22 protein-coding genes and 1 tRNA gene are annotated in these 18583 nt (G+C 60.8%); 9 read left to right on the top strand and 14 right to left on the bottom strand.

Annotation, left to right across the window (positions count from 1 at the left end; genetic code table 11):
• The first annotated feature begins 19 nt into the window (after positions 1 to 19).
• Both X733_RS157715 and X733_RS157710 read left to right on the top strand, forming a co-directional pair.
• Positions 20 to 430: a GNAT family N-acetyltransferase gene (locus X733_RS157715; protein ID WP_023818165.1), complete on the top strand. Its 411-nt coding sequence runs from the start codon at positions 20 to 22 to the stop codon at positions 428 to 430.
• 389 nt (positions 431 to 819) lie between these two features.
• Positions 820 to 2625 carry an ABC transporter ATP-binding protein gene (locus X733_RS157710; RefSeq protein ID WP_023681544.1) on the top strand — a complete coding sequence of 602 codons (1806 nt, stop codon included), beginning with the start codon at positions 820 to 822 and terminating at the stop codon, positions 2623 to 2625.
• Positions 2626 to 2668: 43 nt separating this feature from the next.
• Here the strand turns inward: X733_RS157710 and X733_RS157705 are convergent, their stop codons facing one another.
• From X733_RS157705 to X733_RS157675, 7 genes are all read right to left on the bottom strand, one after another.
• Positions 2669 to 3082, bottom strand: coding sequence for a GFA family protein (locus tag X733_RS157705; RefSeq protein WP_023725741.1), 414 nt, complete (start codon positions 3080 to 3082; stop codon positions 2669 to 2671).
• Positions 3083 to 3102: 20 nt separating this feature from the next.
• Positions 3103 to 3567, bottom strand: coding sequence for an SRPBCC family protein (locus X733_RS157700; protein WP_023688339.1), 465 nt, complete (start codon positions 3565 to 3567; stop codon positions 3103 to 3105).
• Positions 3564 to 3884 carry a helix-turn-helix domain-containing protein gene (locus X733_RS157695; RefSeq protein WP_023681541.1) on the bottom strand — a complete coding sequence of 107 codons (321 nt, stop codon included), beginning with the start codon at positions 3882 to 3884 and terminating at the stop codon, positions 3564 to 3566. The genes X733_RS157700 and X733_RS157695 overlap by 4 nt, the downstream gene beginning before the upstream one ends.
• Positions 3885 to 4069: 185 nt before the next feature.
• Entirely contained in the window at positions 4070 to 4567 is a 498-nt protein-coding gene (locus X733_RS157690) for an NUDIX hydrolase (RefSeq protein ID WP_023667541.1), read from the bottom strand.
• A 208-nt stretch (positions 4568 to 4775) separates the two neighbouring features.
• Positions 4776 to 5276: a xanthine phosphoribosyltransferase gene (gene gpt, locus X733_RS157685; RefSeq protein ID WP_023667540.1), complete on the bottom strand. Its 501-nt coding sequence runs from the start codon at positions 5274 to 5276 to the stop codon at positions 4776 to 4778.
• A gap of 87 nt (positions 5277 to 5363) precedes the next feature.
• Complete coding sequence (locus X733_RS157680) at positions 5364 to 6197, bottom strand: universal stress protein (protein ID WP_023735339.1); 834 nt, start codon at positions 6195 to 6197, stop codon at positions 5364 to 5366.
• A 98-nt stretch (positions 6198 to 6295) separates the two neighbouring features.
• Entirely contained in the window at positions 6296 to 7036 is a 741-nt protein-coding gene (locus X733_RS157675; protein ID WP_023667538.1) for a competence/damage-inducible protein A, read from the bottom strand.
• 174 nt (positions 7037 to 7210) lie between these two features.
• Here X733_RS157675 and X733_RS21385 point away from each other — a divergent pair, with 174 nt between their 5' ends.
• Together X733_RS21385 and X733_RS157670 are read left to right on the top strand one after the other, a co-directional pair.
• Positions 7211 to 8212 carry an alpha/beta hydrolase gene (locus X733_RS21385; protein ID WP_050588625.1) on the top strand — a complete coding sequence of 334 codons (1002 nt, stop codon included), beginning with the start codon at positions 7211 to 7213 and terminating at the stop codon, positions 8210 to 8212.
• 65 nt (positions 8213 to 8277) lie between these two features.
• The gene (locus X733_RS157670) at positions 8278 to 8550 is read left to right on the top strand and encodes a hypothetical protein (RefSeq protein ID WP_023688343.1); all 273 of its coding nucleotides are present in this window, start codon (positions 8278 to 8280) and stop codon (positions 8548 to 8550) included.
• 119 nt (positions 8551 to 8669) lie between these two features.
• On the opposite strand, the gene X733_RS157665 is transcribed toward X733_RS157670, so the two are convergent.
• The 4 genes from X733_RS157665 to X733_RS157650 all read right to left on the bottom strand — a co-directional run bounded on the left by X733_RS157665 (position 8670) and on the right by X733_RS157650 (position 10868).
• Positions 8670 to 8909, bottom strand: a complete 240-nt coding sequence (locus X733_RS157665; RefSeq protein ID WP_023667535.1) for a DUF2188 domain-containing protein — start codon at positions 8907 to 8909, stop codon at positions 8670 to 8672.
• Positions 8910 to 8968: 59 nt separating this feature from the next.
• Positions 8969 to 9247 (bottom strand): DUF982 domain-containing protein, encoded by a 279-nt coding sequence (locus X733_RS157660; protein ID WP_032891817.1) that lies wholly within the window; start codon positions 9245 to 9247, stop codon positions 8969 to 8971.
• A gap of 84 nt (positions 9248 to 9331) precedes the next feature.
• On the bottom strand, positions 9332 to 9646 hold the full coding sequence (locus X733_RS157655) for an SH3 domain-containing protein (RefSeq protein WP_023818167.1): 315 nt from the start codon (positions 9644 to 9646) through the stop codon (positions 9332 to 9334).
• Positions 9647 to 9770: 124 nt separating this feature from the next.
• On the bottom strand, positions 9771 to 10868 hold the full coding sequence (locus X733_RS157650; protein WP_023701165.1) for an NADH:flavin oxidoreductase/NADH oxidase: 1098 nt from the start codon (positions 10866 to 10868) through the stop codon (positions 9771 to 9773).
• Between the two features lie 143 nt (positions 10869 to 11011).
• Here X733_RS157650 and X733_RS157645 point away from each other — a divergent pair, with 143 nt between their 5' ends.
• Together X733_RS157645 and X733_RS157640 are read left to right on the top strand one after the other, a co-directional pair.
• The gene (locus X733_RS157645) at positions 11012 to 11590 is read left to right on the top strand and encodes an NUDIX domain-containing protein (protein WP_023688346.1); all 579 of its coding nucleotides are present in this window, start codon (positions 11012 to 11014) and stop codon (positions 11588 to 11590) included.
• A gap of 88 nt (positions 11591 to 11678) precedes the next feature.
• Positions 11679 to 12650 carry an ATP-grasp fold amidoligase family protein gene (locus tag X733_RS157640; protein ID WP_023818168.1) on the top strand — a complete coding sequence of 324 codons (972 nt, stop codon included), beginning with the start codon at positions 11679 to 11681 and terminating at the stop codon, positions 12648 to 12650.
• Between the two features lie 279 nt (positions 12651 to 12929).
• Here X733_RS157640 and X733_RS1000000169435 read toward each other — a convergent pair whose 3' ends face one another.
• Both X733_RS1000000169435 and X733_RS157635 read right to left on the bottom strand, forming a co-directional pair.
• Entirely contained in the window at positions 12930 to 13118 is a 189-nt protein-coding gene (locus X733_RS1000000169435) for a hypothetical protein (protein ID WP_023688348.1), read from the bottom strand.
• A 724-nt stretch (positions 13119 to 13842) separates the two neighbouring features.
• Positions 13843 to 14064 (bottom strand): hypothetical protein, encoded by a 222-nt coding sequence (locus tag X733_RS157635; protein WP_023681532.1) that lies wholly within the window; start codon positions 14062 to 14064, stop codon positions 13843 to 13845.
• Between the two features lie 86 nt (positions 14065 to 14150).
• Between X733_RS157635 and X733_RS157630 the strand changes: the two genes are divergently transcribed.
• Positions 14151 to 15014: an ATP-dependent DNA ligase gene (locus X733_RS157630; RefSeq protein WP_023818169.1), complete on the top strand. Its 864-nt coding sequence runs from the start codon at positions 14151 to 14153 to the stop codon at positions 15012 to 15014.
• Positions 15015 to 16312: 1298 nt separating this feature from the next.
• Here X733_RS157630 and X733_RS157625 read toward each other — a convergent pair.
• Positions 16313 to 16504 (bottom strand): hypothetical protein, encoded by a 192-nt coding sequence (locus tag X733_RS157625; protein WP_023667524.1) that lies wholly within the window; start codon positions 16502 to 16504, stop codon positions 16313 to 16315.
• Positions 16505 to 17469: 965 nt separating this feature from the next.
• On the opposite strand from X733_RS157625, the gene X733_RS157620 reads away from it, so the two are divergent.
• Positions 17470 to 17555 (top strand) — tRNA-Leu (locus tag X733_RS157620).
• 27 nt (positions 17556 to 17582) lie between these two features.
• Positions 17583 to 18323, top strand: coding sequence for a DUF4145 domain-containing protein (locus X733_RS01000000165970; protein WP_196813701.1), 741 nt, complete (start codon positions 17583 to 17585; stop codon positions 18321 to 18323).
• Positions 18324 to 18583 lie beyond the last annotated feature (260 nt).

Consider the following 18583-nt stretch of genomic DNA (forward strand, 5'->3'; position numbering starts at 1 on the left):
CCATTCTTTGCGAGGCACCATGCCCGACTGTGAAATCAGCTTCGACATGTCACGGATCGATTTCCGGGCGACCTCCGATCTGTTGATGGCGAGTTATTGGGGCGCCGGCCGCAGCGATGACTTTCATCGCCGCGCCTTTGCCAACTCGTTCTGCACCGCGGCCTATATCGATGGGAACCAAGTCGGTTTTGGCCGGGCCATCACCGACCGTACGGTGTTTGCCTATCTCGCCGACATCATCATCTGGCCGCAGCATCGCGGCCAAGGCATTGGCACGCAACTGGTGCGGGCGCTCATCGACCACCCTGAACTCAGCACGGTCTCGCACTGGAGCCTGTCGACCAGTGACGCGCATGGCCTTTATGAGAAGCTGGGCTTCAAGGCATCGACCGACGGCCGCTACATGCGCCTCGATCGCAACCCGGAATGAGGCATAGCGAGGGGTTGACCCGCTGTTGTTGCAAAATAACCTCACTGGTTGGACCAGTTACGCTTTGCCACGTGCCCGGCCTTGGCGATCCTTCATGGCGTCTCTATAAGGACCGCTCCGCAAGTGTCTTGCGGGAGGTCTGAATGGCAGTATTTCACATGGTAATGCGAGGCCGCGAAGCCTAGGTCTCACCTGGCGTCCGGCGAAGGTTTGCCCTTCGCACCGATGCCGGGTCGAGTACAGGCTTCTGCCGATGCCGGTCGCCACCCGACAACCCGGGGCGCGCCGCCACCCATGCCGAACCTCCGCAGCCCCGGGCGAATTGCCCAGCGCGGTTTTCAATTTTCAGACCTTACCGGGACCGGGCAGATTTGCGCCCGGATGACATCATGGCTCGTTTTCGAATCGATCTGCGTGCAAGCGCCTTTCGCAGCGTTCTTGGCTTCACGCTCAGCCACTGGCGGCGCCAGCCGTGGCGGCTTTCGCTGATCATGGGCAGCTTCCTGCTGTCGACCATAGCGGACGTGTTGACGCCGCTCTATTCCGGCCGGCTGGTCGACGCCGTCGCCAGCAGTGCGTTGGCTGACGATGTCGCGTGGAATGCGGCAATGGCGGCGTTCTTCGCGCTCATCGCTTTGGCGATGACCGGCGTGGTGCTGCGCAACCTGGCTTTCATGGGCATTGTCGAGCTGACGCTGAAGATGATGGCCGACATCGCCGCCGACGCGTTCCATCGCGTGCAACGCTTCTCAACCGACTGGCACGCCAATAGCTTTGCCGGATCGACGGTGCGCAAGGTCACGCGCGGCATGTGGGCTCTCGACCTGCTCAATGACACCATCCTGATTGCGTTGTTGCCGTCGGTCGCCATGCTGGTCGGCTCGACGTTGCTGCTCGGCTGGTTCTGGCCACTGATGGGGCTGGTCGTGGCAGTCGGCTCGCTGCTGTTCATCACTGTGACGGCGCTGCTGTCGCTCGGCTATGTCGCGCCCGCGGCACGGCTCGCCAACAGCTGGGATACGCGGCTTGGCGGCTCGCTTGCCGATGCGGTGAGCTGCAATGCCGTGGTCAAGGGTTTCGGTGCCGAGACGCGCGAGGAGACGCGTCTTGCCAAGGTCGTCGCCAAATGGCGCGCGCGGACCAGCCGCACCTGGGTGCGCGGCACCATCAACGGCACGACGCAAGGCGCCATGTTGCTGGTGCTGCGGACGGCAGTAATCGGCCTGTCGCTGATGCTGTGGGCCTGGGGCCAGGCAAGTGCGGGCGATGTCGCCTTCGTGCTGACCTCGTTCTTCGTGCTGCAGGGCTACCTCAGGGACATCGGCACGCATATCCGCAATTTGCAGCGTTCGGTCAACGACATGGAGGAACTGGTCGATTTCCAGTCGCAACCGCTCGGCATCGAGGACCGGCCCGGCGCCAAGCCGATCCGGATCACGCATGGCCACATCGCCTTCGATAACGTCACCTTCCACTATGGCAGCCATCGCCTGCCGCTCTACCGCGACTTTTCGGTGGAGATAGCGGCGGGCGAGCGGGTCGGACTGGTCGGTCATTCCGGCTCGGGCAAGACGACCTTCGTGAAGCTGATCCAGCGTCTCTATGATGTCAGCGGCGGCAGGATCCTTATCGATGGCCAAGACATCTCGCAGGTTGCACAGGCGTCGCTGCGCGCGCAGATTGCCATCGTCCAGCAGGAGCCCATCCTGTTCCACCGCTCGCTGGCGGAAAACATCGCCTATGCCCGACCGGACGCCACGCAGGCCGAGATCGAGCATGCCGCCAAGCTCGCCAGCGCGCACGACTTCATCACCGGCCTGCCGAAGGGCTACGGCACGCTGGTCGGTGAACGGGGCGTGAAACTGTCGGGCGGCGAGCGCCAGCGGGTGGCGATCGCGCGCGCCTTCCTGGCGGATGCGCGCATCCTGATCCTGGACGAGGCGACATCGAGCCTCGATTCGGAATCGGAAGTACTGATCCAGCAGGCGATGGAGCGGCTGATGGTTGGCCGCACGACGCTGGTCATCGCGCACCGTCTGTCGACGGTGCGGGCGCTGGACAGGCTGCTCGTGTTCGACCGTGGCAAGATCGTCGAGGAAGGCTCGCATGACGAGCTGATCCGGCTGAAGGGCGGCATCTACCGCCGCCTGTTCGAGCGGCAGGCGCTGGAACTGACCAAGGGCCTGGTGATCTGAGCTGAACGCAGAGCCCTATCCGAGGGATAGGGCTCTGCCTGGTTCATCCAGGCATTCGCTCGAATGGCTGAAGCGCTGGGTCGATCGTGTCCCAGGCGTGGCCGCGCACGGTGTAGGTGACCGCCTGCGGGTCGAACTGGCCGGGATCATCGAGGCTCGTGGCCTGGATAGCCGTCACCTCCGGCATGGCGACGAACGTTACGTAGACCGGCGTGCCGCAGGTCGGGCAAAAGGCCTGGGCTTTTTCATTGCCGCTGTCGGCGATCATCCGCCACGTGCTCGGCTCGCCGGTGATCTTTACGTCAGCGCGCCGGCCGAAGGTCACATAGGAACAATGGCCAGTACCGCTGCGCTTTTGGCAATCGAGGCATTGGCAGTGATTCTGAAAGATCGGCTCGCCGCTGGCCTCATAGCGGATCGCGCCGCAGGCGCAGCCGCCGGTAAAGTGCTTGGTCATCATCGTTCTCCGCGGTTGCTTCAGGCCGATTTCGGCTTGGCGAACAGGTCGATGCCTGTGCCGGTTTCGAGGAAGGATTTCATGCTGGACAGCACGGCCGGCCAACCCTGGCTGATGCCCTTGGCCATGCCGCTGCCGGCTTCGAGCTCGTCATGGCTGACGGTCAGCTTGACCATGGTGTCGTATTCCTCGATGGCGAACGTCACCTGGCTGTGCTTGGTCGGATCGTCGGCCTGCGAGGCGTTGGCCCAGCTCATGACCAGGCGGGTCGGCGGCGAGATTTCGACGACCTTGCCAACGAGTTCGACGGTCCGTTCGTCATTGGCGCGGATGTGTTCCCATTTCGAGCCGGGCTTCCAGTCGGAGACGTTTTCGTGGCCCCAGTAGCGCTTGGCGATATCGGGCCTGGTGATGGCTTCGAACACCTTTTGTGGCGTCGATCTGATGTAGGTCACGTAGACAAAACTGGTGGTTTCCCGGGTCATTGGTCGTCTCCTTCGAGTTCTTGTTTCAGGTCGTGCAGCAGGCTCAGCCGCTGCCGTTCGAATTTTCGCACCCACCGCTCGTAGACTTCGTGCAGCGGCACGGGGTTGATGAAATGCAGCTTCTCGCGGCCACGCTTGACCGTGCTGATCAGATTGGCCGCTTCCAGCAGATCGATGTGCTGCGTGGCGGATTGCCTCGCCATGTCGAGATTTTCGCAAAGCTCGCCGAGCGTCTGGCCGTTCTTCTCACACAGAAGATCGAGCAGCATTCTGCGGGTCGGGTCGCCCAGCGCTTTGAAAACCTTGTCGGCGTCCATCGGTCTCACTCATCTTGAAGACACAATATGCAGGTAAATGCCTGCATGTCAAGCTGTGGCTAAGCTTGGCCTGAAGGGGAGGGATTTATAGTGTCGGATTGCTGGCGCGCGGAGCGAAGCACCGAGCCCGGAATCGGGGCAAGAACCGGTGCGGGCGCGCAGGACTATGCAGCGGTGGCTGTGAGCTAGGCTCTAACGACGAACTTGTCGGGATCGGCGCAGAAATGGGCGATGATCTGGCAGAGGTCCGGCTCGTTGACCATGCGTACGGCCTCGGCCCCATTGACCCATTTGCGGGTGCGCGCGCGCTTTTCCTTCCAGCGGTCGGCAACGTGCTCGACCTGCAGCGGAAACACCAGCACTTCGCAAGGGACTTCCTCGCCGGACGCGAGGGCCTTGGCGTAGAAGTAACGACCGGCCTCGAAAAGCGAAATCTTGCCACGCAATCCGGCTTCCTCGCCCGCCTCGCGCGCCGCTGCCTCGCAGAGCGGCTCCCTGGCCTCGGGCCAGCCCTTCGGCAGCACCCAACGCCCGGTGTCTCGGCTGGTGATCAGCATGATCTCGACGCCGTCTTCGTTATTGCGCCATGGCAAAGCGGCAACCTGCAGGCGACAAGGCGAAGTGCCGAAGAGCTTGCGGACCCTTTCAGCCAGATGGTCGTGTGTCGCCGGTGTCGTCAGCATCAGTGAAAGCTACCCCAGCCCTCAGAATCGTTAGCCGCCGTATGAATCTTACCGACAAGTGTAAGTCTTAAAAGTAAAAAACCTCACACCGACCCGTCAAACTCCGCCAACAGCTGTCGATTCGACAGAATATTGTCCCTTCCAGTGCCTGTTTTCATAGCAAACGGGGCGGGTTTGGCCGTCTGGGCAGAAATGGGGCTGGCGCGAATCAGCCTGCGTGATCGTCGGCGATCGGCTTCTGGTAGGTAAAACCCATGTCCCAGGGAAAGTAGATCCAGGTGTCCTGACTGACTTCGGTGATAAAGGTGTCGACCAGCGGCCTGCCTTTCGGCTTGGCGTAGACGGTGGCGAAATGCGCCTTGGGCATCATGGCGCGCACGATGCCTGCCGTCTTGCCGGTGTCGGTGAGGTCGTCGATGATCAGCACGCCCGCGCCATCATCGGCGAGCAGCGCCGGGGTGATCTCCTTCAGCACCTGCAACTGCCCCTGGCTGGTGTAGTCGTGATAAGAGGCGACGCAGACCGTCTCGATGACGCGTATTCCGAGTTCGCGCGAGATGATGGCGGCGGGAACCAGGCCGCCACGGGTGATGCAGACGATGGCCTTCCACTGTCCCTTGTTGGCGCCGGCAAGCCGCCAGGCGAGCGCCCGGGCATCGCGGTGGAACTGGTCCCAGGAGACCGGAAAGGCTTTTTCGGGAAGGGACATTCTGCACTCCGCGCGCACCATTGTGGAATGCGCGCGGAATTAACTGGAAAGTCAGGGCATTGGCAAGGGCGGGGCCAGTCTGTGGAGTTACCGCGACAAAAAGGCCGCAACCGGCACGCTGCGCAACACGGTGCGCGTGACGCCGCCGAACAAAAGCTGACGCAGCCAGGAATGGCTGTAGGCGCCGAGCACCAGAAGGTCGGCTCCGGTCTCGGCGATCCGGGTCTGGATGACGTCATCGACCGAAGCATTACCCGATTTTTGCACCGACACGCTGACCGTTGCGCCATGCCTGGAGAGTGCCGCGGCGATCTCGGCGCCGGCGGCTTCCGGGTTGTCATCCAGCGTATCCGGCGGATCGATGACCAGAATGTCGGTTTTCTCGGCCTCGATGATGAAGGGCAGCGCGTCGAAGGCGGCACGCGCCGCCTCCTTGCTGCCGTTCCAGGCCAGCAGCACATGTTTGAATGTGGTGACCAACGGCCCCTCATGCGGCACCACCAGCACCGGCCGGCCGGCATCGTAAACCAGCGTGTCGACATCGGCGCTCTGGTCGCCTCCGGTCTCGCGCTGCGCGGCAATAATCAGATCGGCGGCGCGCACGCTGGAAATACCCGTCAGCGCGCTGTCGCCGGAAAAGCTCTCGAGGCTGCGCCATTCGAAGGAAAGGCCGGAATTCTCGATCTGCCGAACGAAAAGCGCCTGCAATTTCTCGGCGCGCTCGCGGTTCATGTCGGCGGAGACCTGCAGGAACTCGGTGTCGGGGAAGCCGGTTGCCGAGGTGTAGGGAACGGGCAGCGCTTCGGCATGGATGCCGATGAGATGGCTCTCGAACCGGTCGGCAAGCGGGATGGCGCAGTCGAGCACGCGTTCGGCGTCCTGTTCGTTCTGCAATATGGCGACGATGGTCTTGAAGCGCATGCGAAATCCCTCAAATCTGCCGGCGCGTGCTGCGCCCGAGGGAAAACGTGGGAGTGCGGTGCTTGGTTCCGGCCCGGCGATGGGCCGCGAACCCAGGGTCAATTGGCGGCGGTGAAGCCGGCCACCATCGCCTCGACGTCCTTGCGTGCCGAATCCAGCGCCTCCTGGCTGCGGGCGCGGACGACCAGCTCCGTCCAGAACTTGCCGTCGCCATATTTCGGATACGAGCCGATGATGGTGTCGGGATGCGCCTTCTGGATATCGCCCAGGGGACCACCGATCAGGCCTTCGCCGAACGGGCAATGGACGGTGGCCGACAGCATCTTGGTGCCGGCCTTCAGCGTCGGCACGACATTGTCGAGCATGGCCTGGAAAATCGCCGGTACGCCGGCCATGACATGGACGTTGCCGATGCGAAAGCCGGGCGCGACGGAGACCGGATTGTCGATATGGTCGGCGCCGCGCGGCATGCGCGACATGCGCTTGCGGGCCTCGGTGTATTCGATGCCGCGCGCGGCATAGCTCTCGCCCAGCATGGCATAGGCCTTGGCGTCGTATTCGCACGGCACCCCAAAAGCCTTGGAAATCGAATCGGCGGTGATGTCGTCATGCGTTGGGCCAATGCCGCCGGTGGTGAAGACATAGGTGTAGCGGGCGCGCACGGCATTCACCGCAGCGACAATCTCGTCCTCCTCGTCGGGAACGATCCGCACTTCCTTCAGGTCGATGCCGATGGCCGTCATGATGTCGGCGAGGTGGCCGATATTTTTATCCTTGGTGCGGCCGGACAGAATCTCGTCGCCGATGACAAGCATGGCGGCAGTGACGATTTCAGGCATGGAAGGCTCCGGCAAACAGGCCCATTGGCAGACAAGGTCGCCTGAGGCAGAAAGAAGGTCGCCTGAGATAGCGCGCCATCGAACTGGCGGCAATGCCGACACAAGCCGCCATCTGCCTTGCCGAGCGTTCGTCAGTGGGTGATGGTGCGCGCCGGTCCGCTTCCCGGGTGAAACATGCTGGTATCGATTCTGCTTTGGCTTGTCGCCGGCCTGTCCGTGCTGGCTCTCGTCATCGTGGCCTGCCTGGTGGCCGCTACGCTCTGGATTGCCGCCAAGGCCGAAAGGCTGGTGCCGGCCAGCGGAAACTTCGTCGAGATCGACGGCAGCCGCATCCATTATGTCGAAACGGGCGAGGGACGGCCGATCCTGTTCGTGCACGGACTTGGCGCGCAGCTCCACCAGTTTCGCCACACGCTGTTTGAGCGCTTTGGCCCCGGTTGCCGGCTGATCGCGCTCGACCGGCCGGGATCGGGCTATTCGGTGCGGGCCAAAGGAGCCACCGGCCGCTTGCCTGAGCAGGCCGAGATCATAAGGCGCTTCATCGAAACGCTCGCGCTGGAAAGGCCGCTTGTGGTCGGGCACTCCCTGGGCGGCGCCGTCGCGCTGACCCTGGCCGTGGAGCATCCCGGCGCGATTTCCGGCATCGCTTTGCTGGCGCCGCTGACGCATCTGGAAGCCGGCGCCCGCGAGAAAGCGGGCCTGCTCTATATCCGTTCGCGGCTTTGGCGCTGGATCATGTCCTACACCGTCGCGATACCGACAAGCCTCAGATATGCGCGGCAGACACTGGAGTTCATCTTCGCGCCGCAGGCCGTTCCCGCCGACTACATGATCGATGGCGGCGGATGGCTCGGGCTGAGGCCAAGCCATTTCCATGCAACCTCCACCGATTTCGTAGCGGTCGAACAGGATCTTGGCCGCATCGAAGAGCGCTATGAAGAGATCGCCATGCCGGCCGGCATTTTCTTCGGGACAGCCGATCGCGTCATCGCCATGCGCATACATGGGGAGCCGATGAAGGACAGGATCGAAGGGCTCGATTTCGAGACGGTCGAAGGCCTCGGCCACATGCCGCAATTCGTCGAGCCGGACCGCGTCATCGCCTTCATCAAGCGCATTGCCGAGCGGACATTCGCCGGCCAAGACCTCACCACAGCCTCACAACAATTTCACTGAACCATTCGGCTGATATCCGGTTTTACCCCGTGTCGCACCCAAGGCGGCGGATACGGAGTAATTCAATGTACAGGAAAGTTTTTGCAGCATCCGTGCTGACGATCGGTCTTGCCACATCGGCGATGGCGCAGTCATCGGACAGCACGTATTCCAACCATCACAGCTGGTGGCCGTTCGGGAACGAGCAGTCATCGACCGTCGACCAGAGCACCACCGGCAGCATCAATGCCGACGGCAGCCAAGGCTATGGCGGCGCTACGGGGCCGTGCGCCTCCGACCCGTCAGGACCCTATGGAAATGTGAGGCCCAACGTGAACGATCAATATTGCGGCAAGTGATCAAGCCGCGGCTTCGACTGACCGGCAGGATGTCCCGCCTGTTTGTTTTGACACGCAATTCCCAAGGGAATTGCTTAGGCGAGCATCCATGGCCGGCAGCGAAAGCTGAGGGGCAAGGATCAGTCGGAAACTTCGGTCTGCGGCCGGTCGCGGCCGTCGGCCAGTTCGTCGTGCCACTTGCCTTCGGCATCCTCATACTGGATGCCGTCCGTGGCGCCGGCGATCTGCTGTTCGGCCGAGGCGATCTCGGCGGCGCGCAGCGCATCCTGGTGGGTCGGGAATGTCTCCGAGAATGTCGAACCGACCTTGTAGGCCCAGCCCCCGTCATGCTCGACGATCTTGTAAGTCAGCTTCGCCATGAAATCCTCCGGTTCGTCCGTCCGCTCAATGCGGCCCGTTATTCAATGCTATCTGGGCTTCAATGCAACTTGGCGTCTGGCAGCCGGTCTTCGGGAACCAGCACTTCCGATTCCTTGGCCGCTTCGATCAAAGCCCTGCGTGCATCGGCCGTCGAACGATAACCTTCCAGCACTTTGAGGCAAGTGTCGAGAGCATCACGATGGCGCGGGCCGCGATTGAGCGGCCACACCGTCATCAGACACTCCGCCGCTTCCTGGGTGCTGCGGATCTGGCGATATTTGCCGACATGGCCGAGTTCGACCACGACCGGGGTTTCAAAAGGTTTGTTATCCATGATGGCCGCAACGCAAAGCAGCCAATATGGTTGCAAAAGTGGCCGTCAGCCTGCGCCCAAACGTCTCACCAACCGCAATCGTTGGTCTCAGTAACCGCAGTCGTTGCGCAGCCAGTGGGCGTTGGCCCGGCCGGTCCGTCCGCCGATTTCGACCTGGTACCAGTTGCCGCGGCGGTCGAAAATCTCCGTGTGGTCGCCGTTGAACAATTGCCCGATCATGCGCGACGACGAGTTCGGCCGTACGCGCACGGCGAGAAACCCGCTGCCGGTATCCAGATCGTAGTGCCTGGACAGGCCGTGCACCGTGCCTTCGCAATATTGCGCGCCGACCGGAGACGACGCGGCGAACGACAGTGCGACCACCAGAGCGGCTGCCGCCGGATAGATTGCCCTTGATGCCATGGACTTTGCTCCCAATCCGGCCGCCAAGGCGGCCTGCCCCCAGGGACTATAGCGGGCGGATTAACGCGAAGCTGCGGCAATCTGTCCAGCAGATGCGTTTGGCGCATCCGTCGGCGCTGCCTGTTCAGCCCTTCGTCCAATGCTGCATCGTCGTCACCGAGCGGGCGAGCTGTGGCGCGGGATGGATTTTCTCGCTGAAGGTGGCGGCGGCGCGCCAGCCCCAGCGCGGATCGGCGAGGAAGGCGCGGGCCAGCGCGACTATGTCGGCGCGGCCGTCGGCGACGATCGCCTCTGCCTGCGAGGGATCGTCGATCAGGCCGACAGCCCGTGTCGGGATGCCGGCGCCCTTGCGCACCGCTTCGGCCAGATGCACCTGATAGCCGGCGCCGGTCGGCAGCTTCTGCAACGGCGAATTGCCGCCGCTCGAACAGCAGATATAGGCAACATCAAGCGCCTTCAAGGCTTTGGCCACCTCGATCGCCTCTTCGACCTCGAAGCCGCCATCGACCCAGTCCTTCACCGACAGGCGGGCGCCAAGCATCAGGTTTGGAACTGCCTTCCTCACCGATTTGGCGATCTCGATGAGGAAGCGCATGCGGTTTTCCAGCGAGCCGCCCCAGCGGTCGGTGCGCTGGTTGGAAAGCGGCGACAGGAACTGGAAGATCAGATAGCCGTGCGCGGCGTGCAACTCGAGGAAGTCGAAGCCGGCGCGCTCGGCCCGCTTCGCGGCTTGAGTGAAGCGCTCGATAAGCTGCAGGATTTCATCCTCCTCCAGCGCATGCGGCACATTCCAGCCGGTGTCATAGGCGATGGCCGAGGCCGAGACGGTCTGCCAGGGATCCTCGCCCGGCTGCAATGGGCCGCCGCCTTCCCAGGGCTTTCGGTTGGAGGCCTTGCGGCCGGCATGGGCAAGCTGAATGCCGAATTTCGTTTCCGGCGCGGCGACGCGCCTTGCTGCATCCAGCGTGCGCCGGGCGGCCGCCTCGTTGTCGTCGGAATAGAGGCCGAGGCAGCCATGGGTGATGCGGCCGCGCCGTTCGACGTCGGTCATCTCGACGGTGACCATGCCGGCGCCCGACATCGCCAGGTTCATCCAGTGATAGAGATGCCAGTCGCTGGCCGAGCCATCTTCGGCGGAATACTGGCACATCGGCGCCACCGCGATACGGTTCGGAAAGGTCAGGCCGTCGAGAGCGATCGGCTGGAAAAGCGCTGCGGTCATCAAAAAACTCCGGAGAGGGACTGCAGCTATTTAGGCGATGGCAGTTGCCGGCACCAGACACGAGGCGGTGAAAGCTTCGCCGTTTCGGTTGCGCGCAAAACCGTTCGCGGTTACGCCATGGCGCCGACAGCTTGGAGCTCATCATGGAAGATCGTATCCGCATCCGCTCGGAGGAAGTCCTGTCCGACGACTGGGCGGTCCTGAAGAAGACTGTTCTCGATTACCGTCGGCGCGACGGGCAGTGGGAGACGCAGATTCGCCAGACCTACGATCGTGGCGACGGCGCGGTGATCCTGCCTTTCGATCCCGAGCGTCAGACGGTGCTTCTGGTGCGGCAGTTCCGCTACCCCGCCTACGTCACCGGCCACCGCGAACCGCTGATCGAGGCCTGCGCCGGCCTGCTCGACAAAAACGATCCCGAAACCGCCATCCTCAAGGAGGCCGAGGAAGAGCTCGGCTATCGCCTACAGAACATCGAGCGGCTGTTTTCCCCCTATATGAGCCCGGGCAGCGTCACCGAACGGCTGTGGTTCTTCGTGGCGCGCTATTCACCCGCCGACCGCATCTCGGCCGGCGGCGGCGCGGCCGACGAGGGCGAGGACATCGAGGTTCTGGAAATGCGGCTTGATGAGGCGCTGGCCGGCATTTCAGACGGCCGCATCATCGATGCCAAGACGATCATCCTGATCCAGCATTTGAAACTGTACCCGATGAAGGGCTAGCTCGGCGAAGCTCGACGTGCCTCACTGCTGCGGGCAGGGTGGCCGTCCACTTCGCGGATGAAGTTGCGCAAGTTGCAAGGACACCGGAATGGCGCGTGGCGCAAAGGCATGGCTGAAGCGAAACAGCGCGCGGGCATCTCTCCTGTTGCTGAACGCCGCGCTGCTTGTCCGCTATCGCCGGTTGACCCAGCGTTTCCTTGAGCGAATGCGGCATCTGCCGAATTTTGCAGCCCCGGTGACGTTCACGGAAAAGGTCCACTGGCGCAAGATTTTCGATGACGATCCTCGCTTTATCGGCCTTCTCGACAAGCTCAAGTCCAAGGAAATCGTCAGGGAGCGGCTTCCCGGGCTCGCCATCCCGGAGGTGCTGTGGCAGGGCGACGATCCGCGCCAGATCCCCTTCGATGACCTGAAAATCCCATACGCCGTCAAATGCAACCACGGTTGCGCCATGAATGTCATCGTTCGCGATCCGGCCAACGCCGACCGGGAGGCGATCATTGCCGAGATGACGGAATACCTTGGCCAAACCTATGGCGCCCGCAAGCTGGAGCGCAGCTATGCGCACATAGAGCGGCGGGTTTTCGCCGAAGCGCTTGTCGGCAAGGACCAGGATTATGACCCGGTCGACTACAAATTCTGTGTGCTGGCTGGCCGCGTCGCCTACATCGTCGTCGTCGCCTTCCGTTCCACGGCCAAGAATACCGCCCACCTGGATCGCGATTGGCGCCCGCTGAACATTGCCCAGGGCGCGATCGACTCGAGCCTGGAAATTCCCCCTCCCAAGAGCCTGGCGCGGATGATCGAGGCAGCCGAGGCGCTCGGCAGCGAGTTCGACATGGTGCGTGTCGATTTCTACGAGGAGGAGGGGGAGCCGATCTTCGGAGAATTCACGGTCTACCCACGCAGCGGCTTGCTGCAATTCGACCCGGCTGTCTTCGACAGCGAACTGGGCGCGCATTGGGATATTGGCGCGTCAGGTTACCTCAGCCGTTTGCCCAGCCGATTTGCCCAACGGTACAAGGCAATGCTCGTCGCCGCCGGCTATCTCGACGTTTGAGATGGCTGCCTTGGTGGCGTGCTACCCGAAGCTCGAAGAGCGAAGGGTGGTGCGGAGAACCCATACGATTAGAGATCGAGGGAAACTGATAGCTCAGCAGGTCAATAGCCGTGATTTCGAAGTGCTGCCTCAACTGAGCCGTAGCGTTCATAGCGACGCCGCAGTCTTCGTCGAGCAAGTTTTCGGCGCGCTTCCTGCTGCGACTCGGCCGATTACCGCTAAGGTTACCGGCAAGCTCTCCCACGTCCCGACTGGGTCGAGATCATTTGAAGAACTCTTTCAGCTTGTTGAGTCGACTGTCGCCAGAGGCCTTCCGGCCTTCAGGACACGCCGCCTCGCCGATCGTATCCTGCTGGATAAAGCGAGGTTCTCAGCCACCATTTTCTCGCTGAGTACCAGCGCGAACTCGGTCTGTTTGATGCGCTGCTGAGCATCAGCGAGTTGCATCGTGAAAAGATCGGTTGCCATTGTTGATCCGGGATCCGCGAGATTCATGATTGCGTAACACATGGCGGCCGAAATCGTTCCTAGTTGTCGGGCGAAACCGGTGCCGCAAAGGGCGGCTGAGTTTGAACTTCCCACCCGACCAGACGTCCGCGAGCGCCAAGGCATCGAGCGCCCAGTGATCGGAGGGCCACTACGAGCGGGCGCAACCCGACCACTTAAGTGATCAGCCTCGCTACAGCCTTGACAGGTACAGTCGCGGCCTCATCAAGGGGAGGTATCAATGGTCTCGGCGATTGGAAACCAACATCGGCAGGCAGCTGAAACTCGACCGAAACCCGCAAAGACAGAACCGGGCGAAGGATTTGCGCCAGGCAAAAGCGCAGACAGCGTAGGACATCGCGCCAAGGCAATGGCGGCAGAAAGTGGCGACACGGATTCTGGCGCCCAGGGGCGCGCCGCATCGACAATCGCCAGGATGGATATCACCGTTTTGGCTCCACAGAGCGAAGAGCCGCCTTTGGAGTAGCCCGGGCGGCCGTGCCGCTGCCTCGGTCCTTGTGCAGCACAACGCGCGCTGGCTACGCTCGGTGGACATCGTCGTCTCGAAACACTTCGGGCGTTGCACTGCCGCGAGCCGCCTTCGCTGCTGGTCGAGGGGCTGTAACCCTTGGTGAGGCCGGCATCGCCTCGCCGGTCGTTGCGAGCCCACGATCGCGCGGCCAAGCGACCTTCCCTGTGTCGGTCTCTATTTGATACTAGGGGACGGCGGTTTCATCACGGGCAATTGCAGCTGGTCAATGGTTGCGACGATGCCGGCGGCAATGGCTTCCGCCTCATGGATTAGTTCCGGACCATAGAGCCCATTGACCATCTCTTCGCTCGGCAGCACGCCAGGCGGACAGTGCTCTTCCATTGTGCGCCGGATGAGCGTCAGCGCTGCCCGGCATTGGTCGGCTTCGATCTTCATAGCCCTTCAAACATCCAATTCGTCTAAAATGTTCCGGAACTAATTTAGCAATTGCTAATTGAAGTCGCAGTTCTGAGAGTCAGTGCATGCGTCTGAAATTCATCAAGCCCATGGAACCCGAACTGGTCGACACGCCGCCGATGGGCGATGATTGGATTCATGAGATCAAATTCGATGGCTACCGCACCCAGGTCATCAAGGATGATGAAGGGATTCGGCTGATCACCAAGAACGGTTATGATTGGACGGGCCGCTACATCCAACTTGCCGGTGAGGCGGAAGCGATCGAGGCGAAAGACTTCATCATCGACGGCGAGACCATTACGATCAATGAGGCTGGCCTATCCGACTTCCATGCGCATCAATTAGCCGCGACCAGCCGCAAGCCGTCGCGCGATCTGTATCTGCTAGCATTCGACCTCTTGCACCTGAACGGGCATGACTTGCGGAACACGCCGGTGGAAGACCGTCGCGAGATACTCCGGGCGTTGATCCCGGACGGCGGCCGAATTCAGTTCAGCGAAGCGATGCCGGGCACTGGCGACCCCGTCTTTTACCTGGTCGACCAGGCTGGGCTTGAAGGTATCGTTTCAAAGCGGAAGGGCAGCAAGTATCGGTCGGGTCCGACGACGAACTGGCGCAAGATCAAGTGCTATGCCGAAAAGGAGATGGACATCATCGGCGTGCAGCGCGAGCCCGGCAAGCCTGCCATGGTGCTGATGGCCGACAAAGGCCACTATGCCGGCGGCGCCTTCGTCACCTTCAAGGCGGACAAGCGCCAGCGCCTATGGGACCGCGTGCAAGGCAAGATTGGCGGGCCGGCGCCGAAAGGGCTCAAAAGTGACAAGGCCGAATGGCTAAAGCCGGGCCTGGTCGGCCGCGTGCGGTTCCTGAAGGGCGAGGAGAAGCTTCGCCATGCCAAGCTGCTGGATTTCCGGGAGGAGACTTAGCCCGGAGGCTTGTCCCGGGGCTGTGCCGGTCCTGTCCCGTTCCACTGGATGAACTTCGCCCTCTGGCCGGTGATGGTCTCGATCGACTTCAACAGGGGTCCATGGACCTTACGTAGAGCTTGGTAGTGCTCGCCGTGGTACGCCAGGAGCGGCCCGACGATGCTCTTGTGCAGCGCTTCGGCTGCCGCCAGGAAGCGCTCGATTTCAGCCCGGGAAAGTTGTNGGTAATGGTCTCAATCGACTTCAACAGCGGTCGATGGACCTCACGTAGAGCTTGGTAGTGCTCGCTGTGATACGCCAGGAGCGGCCCGACGATGCTCTTGTGCAGCGCTTCGGCTGCCGCCAGGAAGCGCTCGATTTCAGCCCGGGAAAGTTGTTCCGAAGGTTTGGTTCTGGCCATTGGCGCTCTCCATTGAGGGGTCGCCGCAACGAGGACTATAATCCTACATGCCGGACTGCCTGACAAGAGGGCTCGCCGGCCTTACCCCGCAGGTAGCAGTAGGGCGACGGCGCCAAGCGCAGCCATCAGGAGCAGCCACCAGCAAAGATGAGCAACGGCAGGCCCGGCGACCTCCTTTGGCACACGGGACAAACAAGAAGGTCGCCGAGCCTTACCGGCGCTGCTTTGTGAGGGAGACGACGCCGGATGAGATGAGAGTATGCGATCGTGCTAATCTCTGCGAACCATGCGAACGAAGGAAGCCTTGTGGCACCGACGTTGAGATCAAGGTCGGCGGGGCGCTGATCGCTGCGGCAGGATTCTTCCAAAGCGGTAGTGAGTCCAGAGCGGAACATTAGCGTCGGCTAACGGTTAATTCGGCAGTGTTCCGAACCGTGATTGGTAGAGCGATGGTGACGTTTCATCTTGTCTATTTTTCCGGCCTGACGGCAGACCAGCTGCTAGGCAGCGCCGTTTCTATCCTGGCGTGTTTGCTGCTTTATAACGCTCTGGCTACGGACGCCTAACTGATAGGTCGGCCAGCGGCCCGGCATCCTTGGCAGCCGGCGATTGCCATCCCGATGCCAACTTCAAGACTTATCACGAGGCCAAAGACAAGCTTGCCGACGAAATCAATGGCGAGGGCCGGACAGGACGCCACACGTCCAGGCAGGGCTCTCTGAGGGCATTGGCGATGCCCGTTGCCTCAAGGTGGCGAGCTTTTTTAGTTAATAGGCCTCCGCGCTGGGCAATCTGTTCCGAGAGCTTCTGTGATGCCTCTATGACGCGGCAAACCTTGGAAAAGGTTTTCGTGGCAGGACCGGGGTACGATTCTAACCAACTAGGGCTGTATAGGCCACTAGCGCCCGACGATCCGGCTAATCATGTCGTCGTCAGGTGCGCTGTCGGTGAATTCCCGTAGGAGCGCCTTCGCGTGGTCTACCCAATGCTCTTCAGCCAGGTTCAGCTCCCGAACGGATCTCCTGAAGGTCTCGCACACCACATCGAAATCGAAGGCGTCAATGCTGTAGCCTTCCTCGTCATGGTCCATCGGCCGCCTCCCCCAATGGGGAAAACTGTACGGAATCGTACGAAGCAAGTGCAAGCGCATTCAAAAGCAATTGGCTGATGCCGCCCGATCGTTCCACAATGTGTTGCTAATATGCAGCACCGACTGAATCTCCGATCAGCGGCACTTGTGGTTGGTTCCAACAGCTGCACGTTGACGGCAAGATGCCAAAGCCAACGACATGCGGGCGACGAAGATGGACAAGCGACAAAACACAAGAAATGTTGAGTTGGTCGGTCTTCTGGCCGTGCCGTTGTCAGTTCTAATCACGCTGCTGATAGCTGGAATGATCCTTTGCTGAAATTTTCAAGTGGCAAAAGGCTGGGGCGGCGGGTTTTTCCCCTTTGAAAGAACTCACCATGTCCCAATCCGTCGAACCCCCGATATTGCCAGAGGATAGCCCAGACCGTGGGGTGAACTGTGAAGTCGCATTAGAAGCCGCGTTTGCGGCCTTGGTGACTGCGTCAGAAGCGCAAGGTTGGACGCCACAGGAAACGGCTGCAACTCTTCTTAAAATCGCGACGGAGCATGCCCACCGGGTTGAGGCCGCTGCGGCCCCAGCCGGCTCCTAAGGGAGTGCCTTGACCTGGCCGCGCGGTCGGTTGCTACGGACAGGAGTGTTGCAGCAGGTATTCCAGCAAGAGTGTTAAAAACTCTTCAGTTGCTACCCGCGTCAGCCTTTTCTATGGTAGCCAGTGAGTTCTTACAGAACAAATCCTAAGCATTTCAAATGGTGCGGACGACGGGAATCGAACCCGTACGATCAGAGATCGAGGGATTTTAAGTCCCTTGGGCTTCTGAACGTTCGTTGCAAGGCAAGGGTTTGCGCATTCAACGTCTCCCACAAATTGCCAAAAATTGTGGGGATTTCCCACTGATTTCCCACATATGGGAACCGCCTTTTTCGCTTTCCAAACAGGGCGGGTCCAACTAAATCTGCGAGGACTGCGGGCGTGGTGAAATTGGTATACACACCGGACTTAAAATCCGGAGGCCCTAGGCCGTGCGGGTTCAAGTCCCGCCGCCCGCACCATACCAGAGCGTAATGGGAAGAAACGGCATGGCTGCAATGAATTGGGAGTGCTCGTATTGTGGAACCTTCACCACAATCAACGATGGCGACAGCACCGACGACCATGCGATGTTAAATCTTCGATCAAAACACGGGGCAGTCAAACTGCGCGTGTTCTCTGTTTCATGTCCGAACCCAAACTGTCGCGAGTTGTCGATTGATCTTGTAATTCGAAATTTTTCCCATCCCGCACAAAGACAGATGCAATGGGGCAGTATCGTCCACCAGCATCGGCTTTGGCCGGAAGGCAAGGTCATGCCCCTCCCGGTTTCAATTCCAGAAGCGATACAAAAAACGTATCGAGAGGCAGTCTTGGTGCTTCCTGTCAGTGGAGCCGCGTCCGCAGCTTTGTCGCGACGCTGTTTGCAGGGCATTGTGAGAGATTATTTCGAAATCCCGCAAAACAGGCGAGGCGACCTAGGTGCAGAATTGTCTTTCGTAAAAGACAAGATTAACAGCCAGGTCTGGGACGACATTCAAGCGGTTCGTGGGGTCGGGGACATAGGGGCTCACATGGACAAAAACGTTGATGTCATCATCGACGTCGATCCAAACGAGGCGGCGCTCTTGATTGGTCTGATCGAGGAGCTTTTCAAAGTCTGGTATATCGAGCGGGATCGTCGCAAAGAACATAGTTCGCAGCTAAAGGCGCTCTTGGACGGCAAGAGAACGCAACAAAAGAATGCCAAAATTGCCGCCAAAGTCGACCCGGATAGTGCTGCCGGTTAAGTTTTTGTCCCACAAAATTCCCCACATCATGCACTCGCGATTGCAACGGTCACTCCAATGGGATCATTGCACATGTGGCAGCGCAATCCACAAGGGAAACAGTCACTTAGTTTATTCAACTTAAACGGTTGAAACTCTTGAACACAATCGGAACGCATGTCGGCGTTTCCTGCGTACTGCTAAGCCTTTGAAAATGCTCGGGACGTGACAAATCCCTTTTTAAGTCCCTTGCGTCTACCAATTCCGCCACGTCCGCAGGC

Source organism: Mesorhizobium sp. L2C066B000 (genome assembly GCF_000502335.1).
Classification (GTDB): domain Bacteria; phylum Pseudomonadota; class Alphaproteobacteria; order Rhizobiales; family Rhizobiaceae; genus Mesorhizobium.

Coding starts and splice junctions, on each gene's coding strand:
- X733_RS157715 (WP_023818165.1), top strand. CDS start 20: ATGCCCGACTGTGAAATCAGCTTCGACATGTCACGGATCGATTTCCGG.
- X733_RS157710 (WP_023681544.1), top strand. CDS start 820: ATGGCTCGTTTTCGAATCGATCTGCGTGCAAGCGCCTTTCGCAGCGTT.
- X733_RS157705 (WP_023725741.1), bottom strand. CDS start 3,082: ATGACCAAGCACTTTACCGGCGGCTGCGCCTGCGGCGCGATCCGCTAT.
- X733_RS157700 (WP_023688339.1), bottom strand. CDS start 3,567: ATGACCCGGGAAACCACCAGTTTTGTCTACGTGACCTACATCAGATCG.
- X733_RS157695 (WP_023681541.1), bottom strand. CDS start 3,884: ATGGACGCCGACAAGGTTTTCAAAGCGCTGGGCGACCCGACCCGCAGA.
- X733_RS157690 (WP_023667541.1), bottom strand. CDS start 4,567: ATGCTGACGACACCGGCGACACACGACCATCTGGCTGAAAGGGTCCGC.
- gpt (WP_023667540.1), bottom strand. CDS start 5,276: ATGTCCCTTCCCGAAAAAGCCTTTCCGGTCTCCTGGGACCAGTTCCAC.
- X733_RS157680 (WP_023735339.1), bottom strand. CDS start 6,197: ATGCGCTTCAAGACCATCGTCGCCATATTGCAGAACGAACAGGACGCC.
- X733_RS157675 (WP_023667538.1), bottom strand. CDS start 7,036: ATGCCTGAAATCGTCACTGCCGCCATGCTTGTCATCGGCGACGAGATT.
- X733_RS21385 (WP_050588625.1), top strand. CDS start 7,211: ATGCTGGTATCGATTCTGCTTTGGCTTGTCGCCGGCCTGTCCGTGCTG.
- X733_RS157670 (WP_023688343.1), top strand. CDS start 8,278: ATGTACAGGAAAGTTTTTGCAGCATCCGTGCTGACGATCGGTCTTGCC.
- X733_RS157665 (WP_023667535.1), bottom strand. CDS start 8,909: ATGGCGAAGCTGACTTACAAGATCGTCGAGCATGACGGGGGCTGGGCC.
- X733_RS157655 (WP_023818167.1), bottom strand. CDS start 9,646: ATGGCATCAAGGGCAATCTATCCGGCGGCAGCCGCTCTGGTGGTCGCA.
- X733_RS157650 (WP_023701165.1), bottom strand. CDS start 10,868: ATGACCGCAGCGCTTTTCCAGCCGATCGCTCTCGACGGCCTGACCTTT.
- X733_RS157645 (WP_023688346.1), top strand. CDS start 11,012: ATGGAAGATCGTATCCGCATCCGCTCGGAGGAAGTCCTGTCCGACGAC.
- X733_RS157640 (WP_023818168.1), top strand. CDS start 11,679: ATGGCGCGTGGCGCAAAGGCATGGCTGAAGCGAAACAGCGCGCGGGCA.
- X733_RS1000000169435 (WP_023688348.1), bottom strand. CDS start 13,118: ATGGCAACCGATCTTTTCACGATGCAACTCGCTGATGCTCAGCAGCGC.
- X733_RS157635 (WP_023681532.1), bottom strand. CDS start 14,064: ATGAAGATCGAAGCCGACCAATGCCGGGCAGCGCTGACGCTCATCCGG.
- X733_RS157630 (WP_023818169.1), top strand. CDS start 14,151: ATGCGTCTGAAATTCATCAAGCCCATGGAACCCGAACTGGTCGACACG.
- X733_RS157625 (WP_023667524.1), bottom strand. CDS start 16,504: ATGGACCATGACGAGGAAGGCTACAGCATTGACGCCTTCGATTTCGAT.
- X733_RS01000000165970 (WP_196813701.1), top strand. CDS start 17,583: ATGGCTGCAATGAATTGGGAGTGCTCGTATTGTGGAACCTTCACCACA.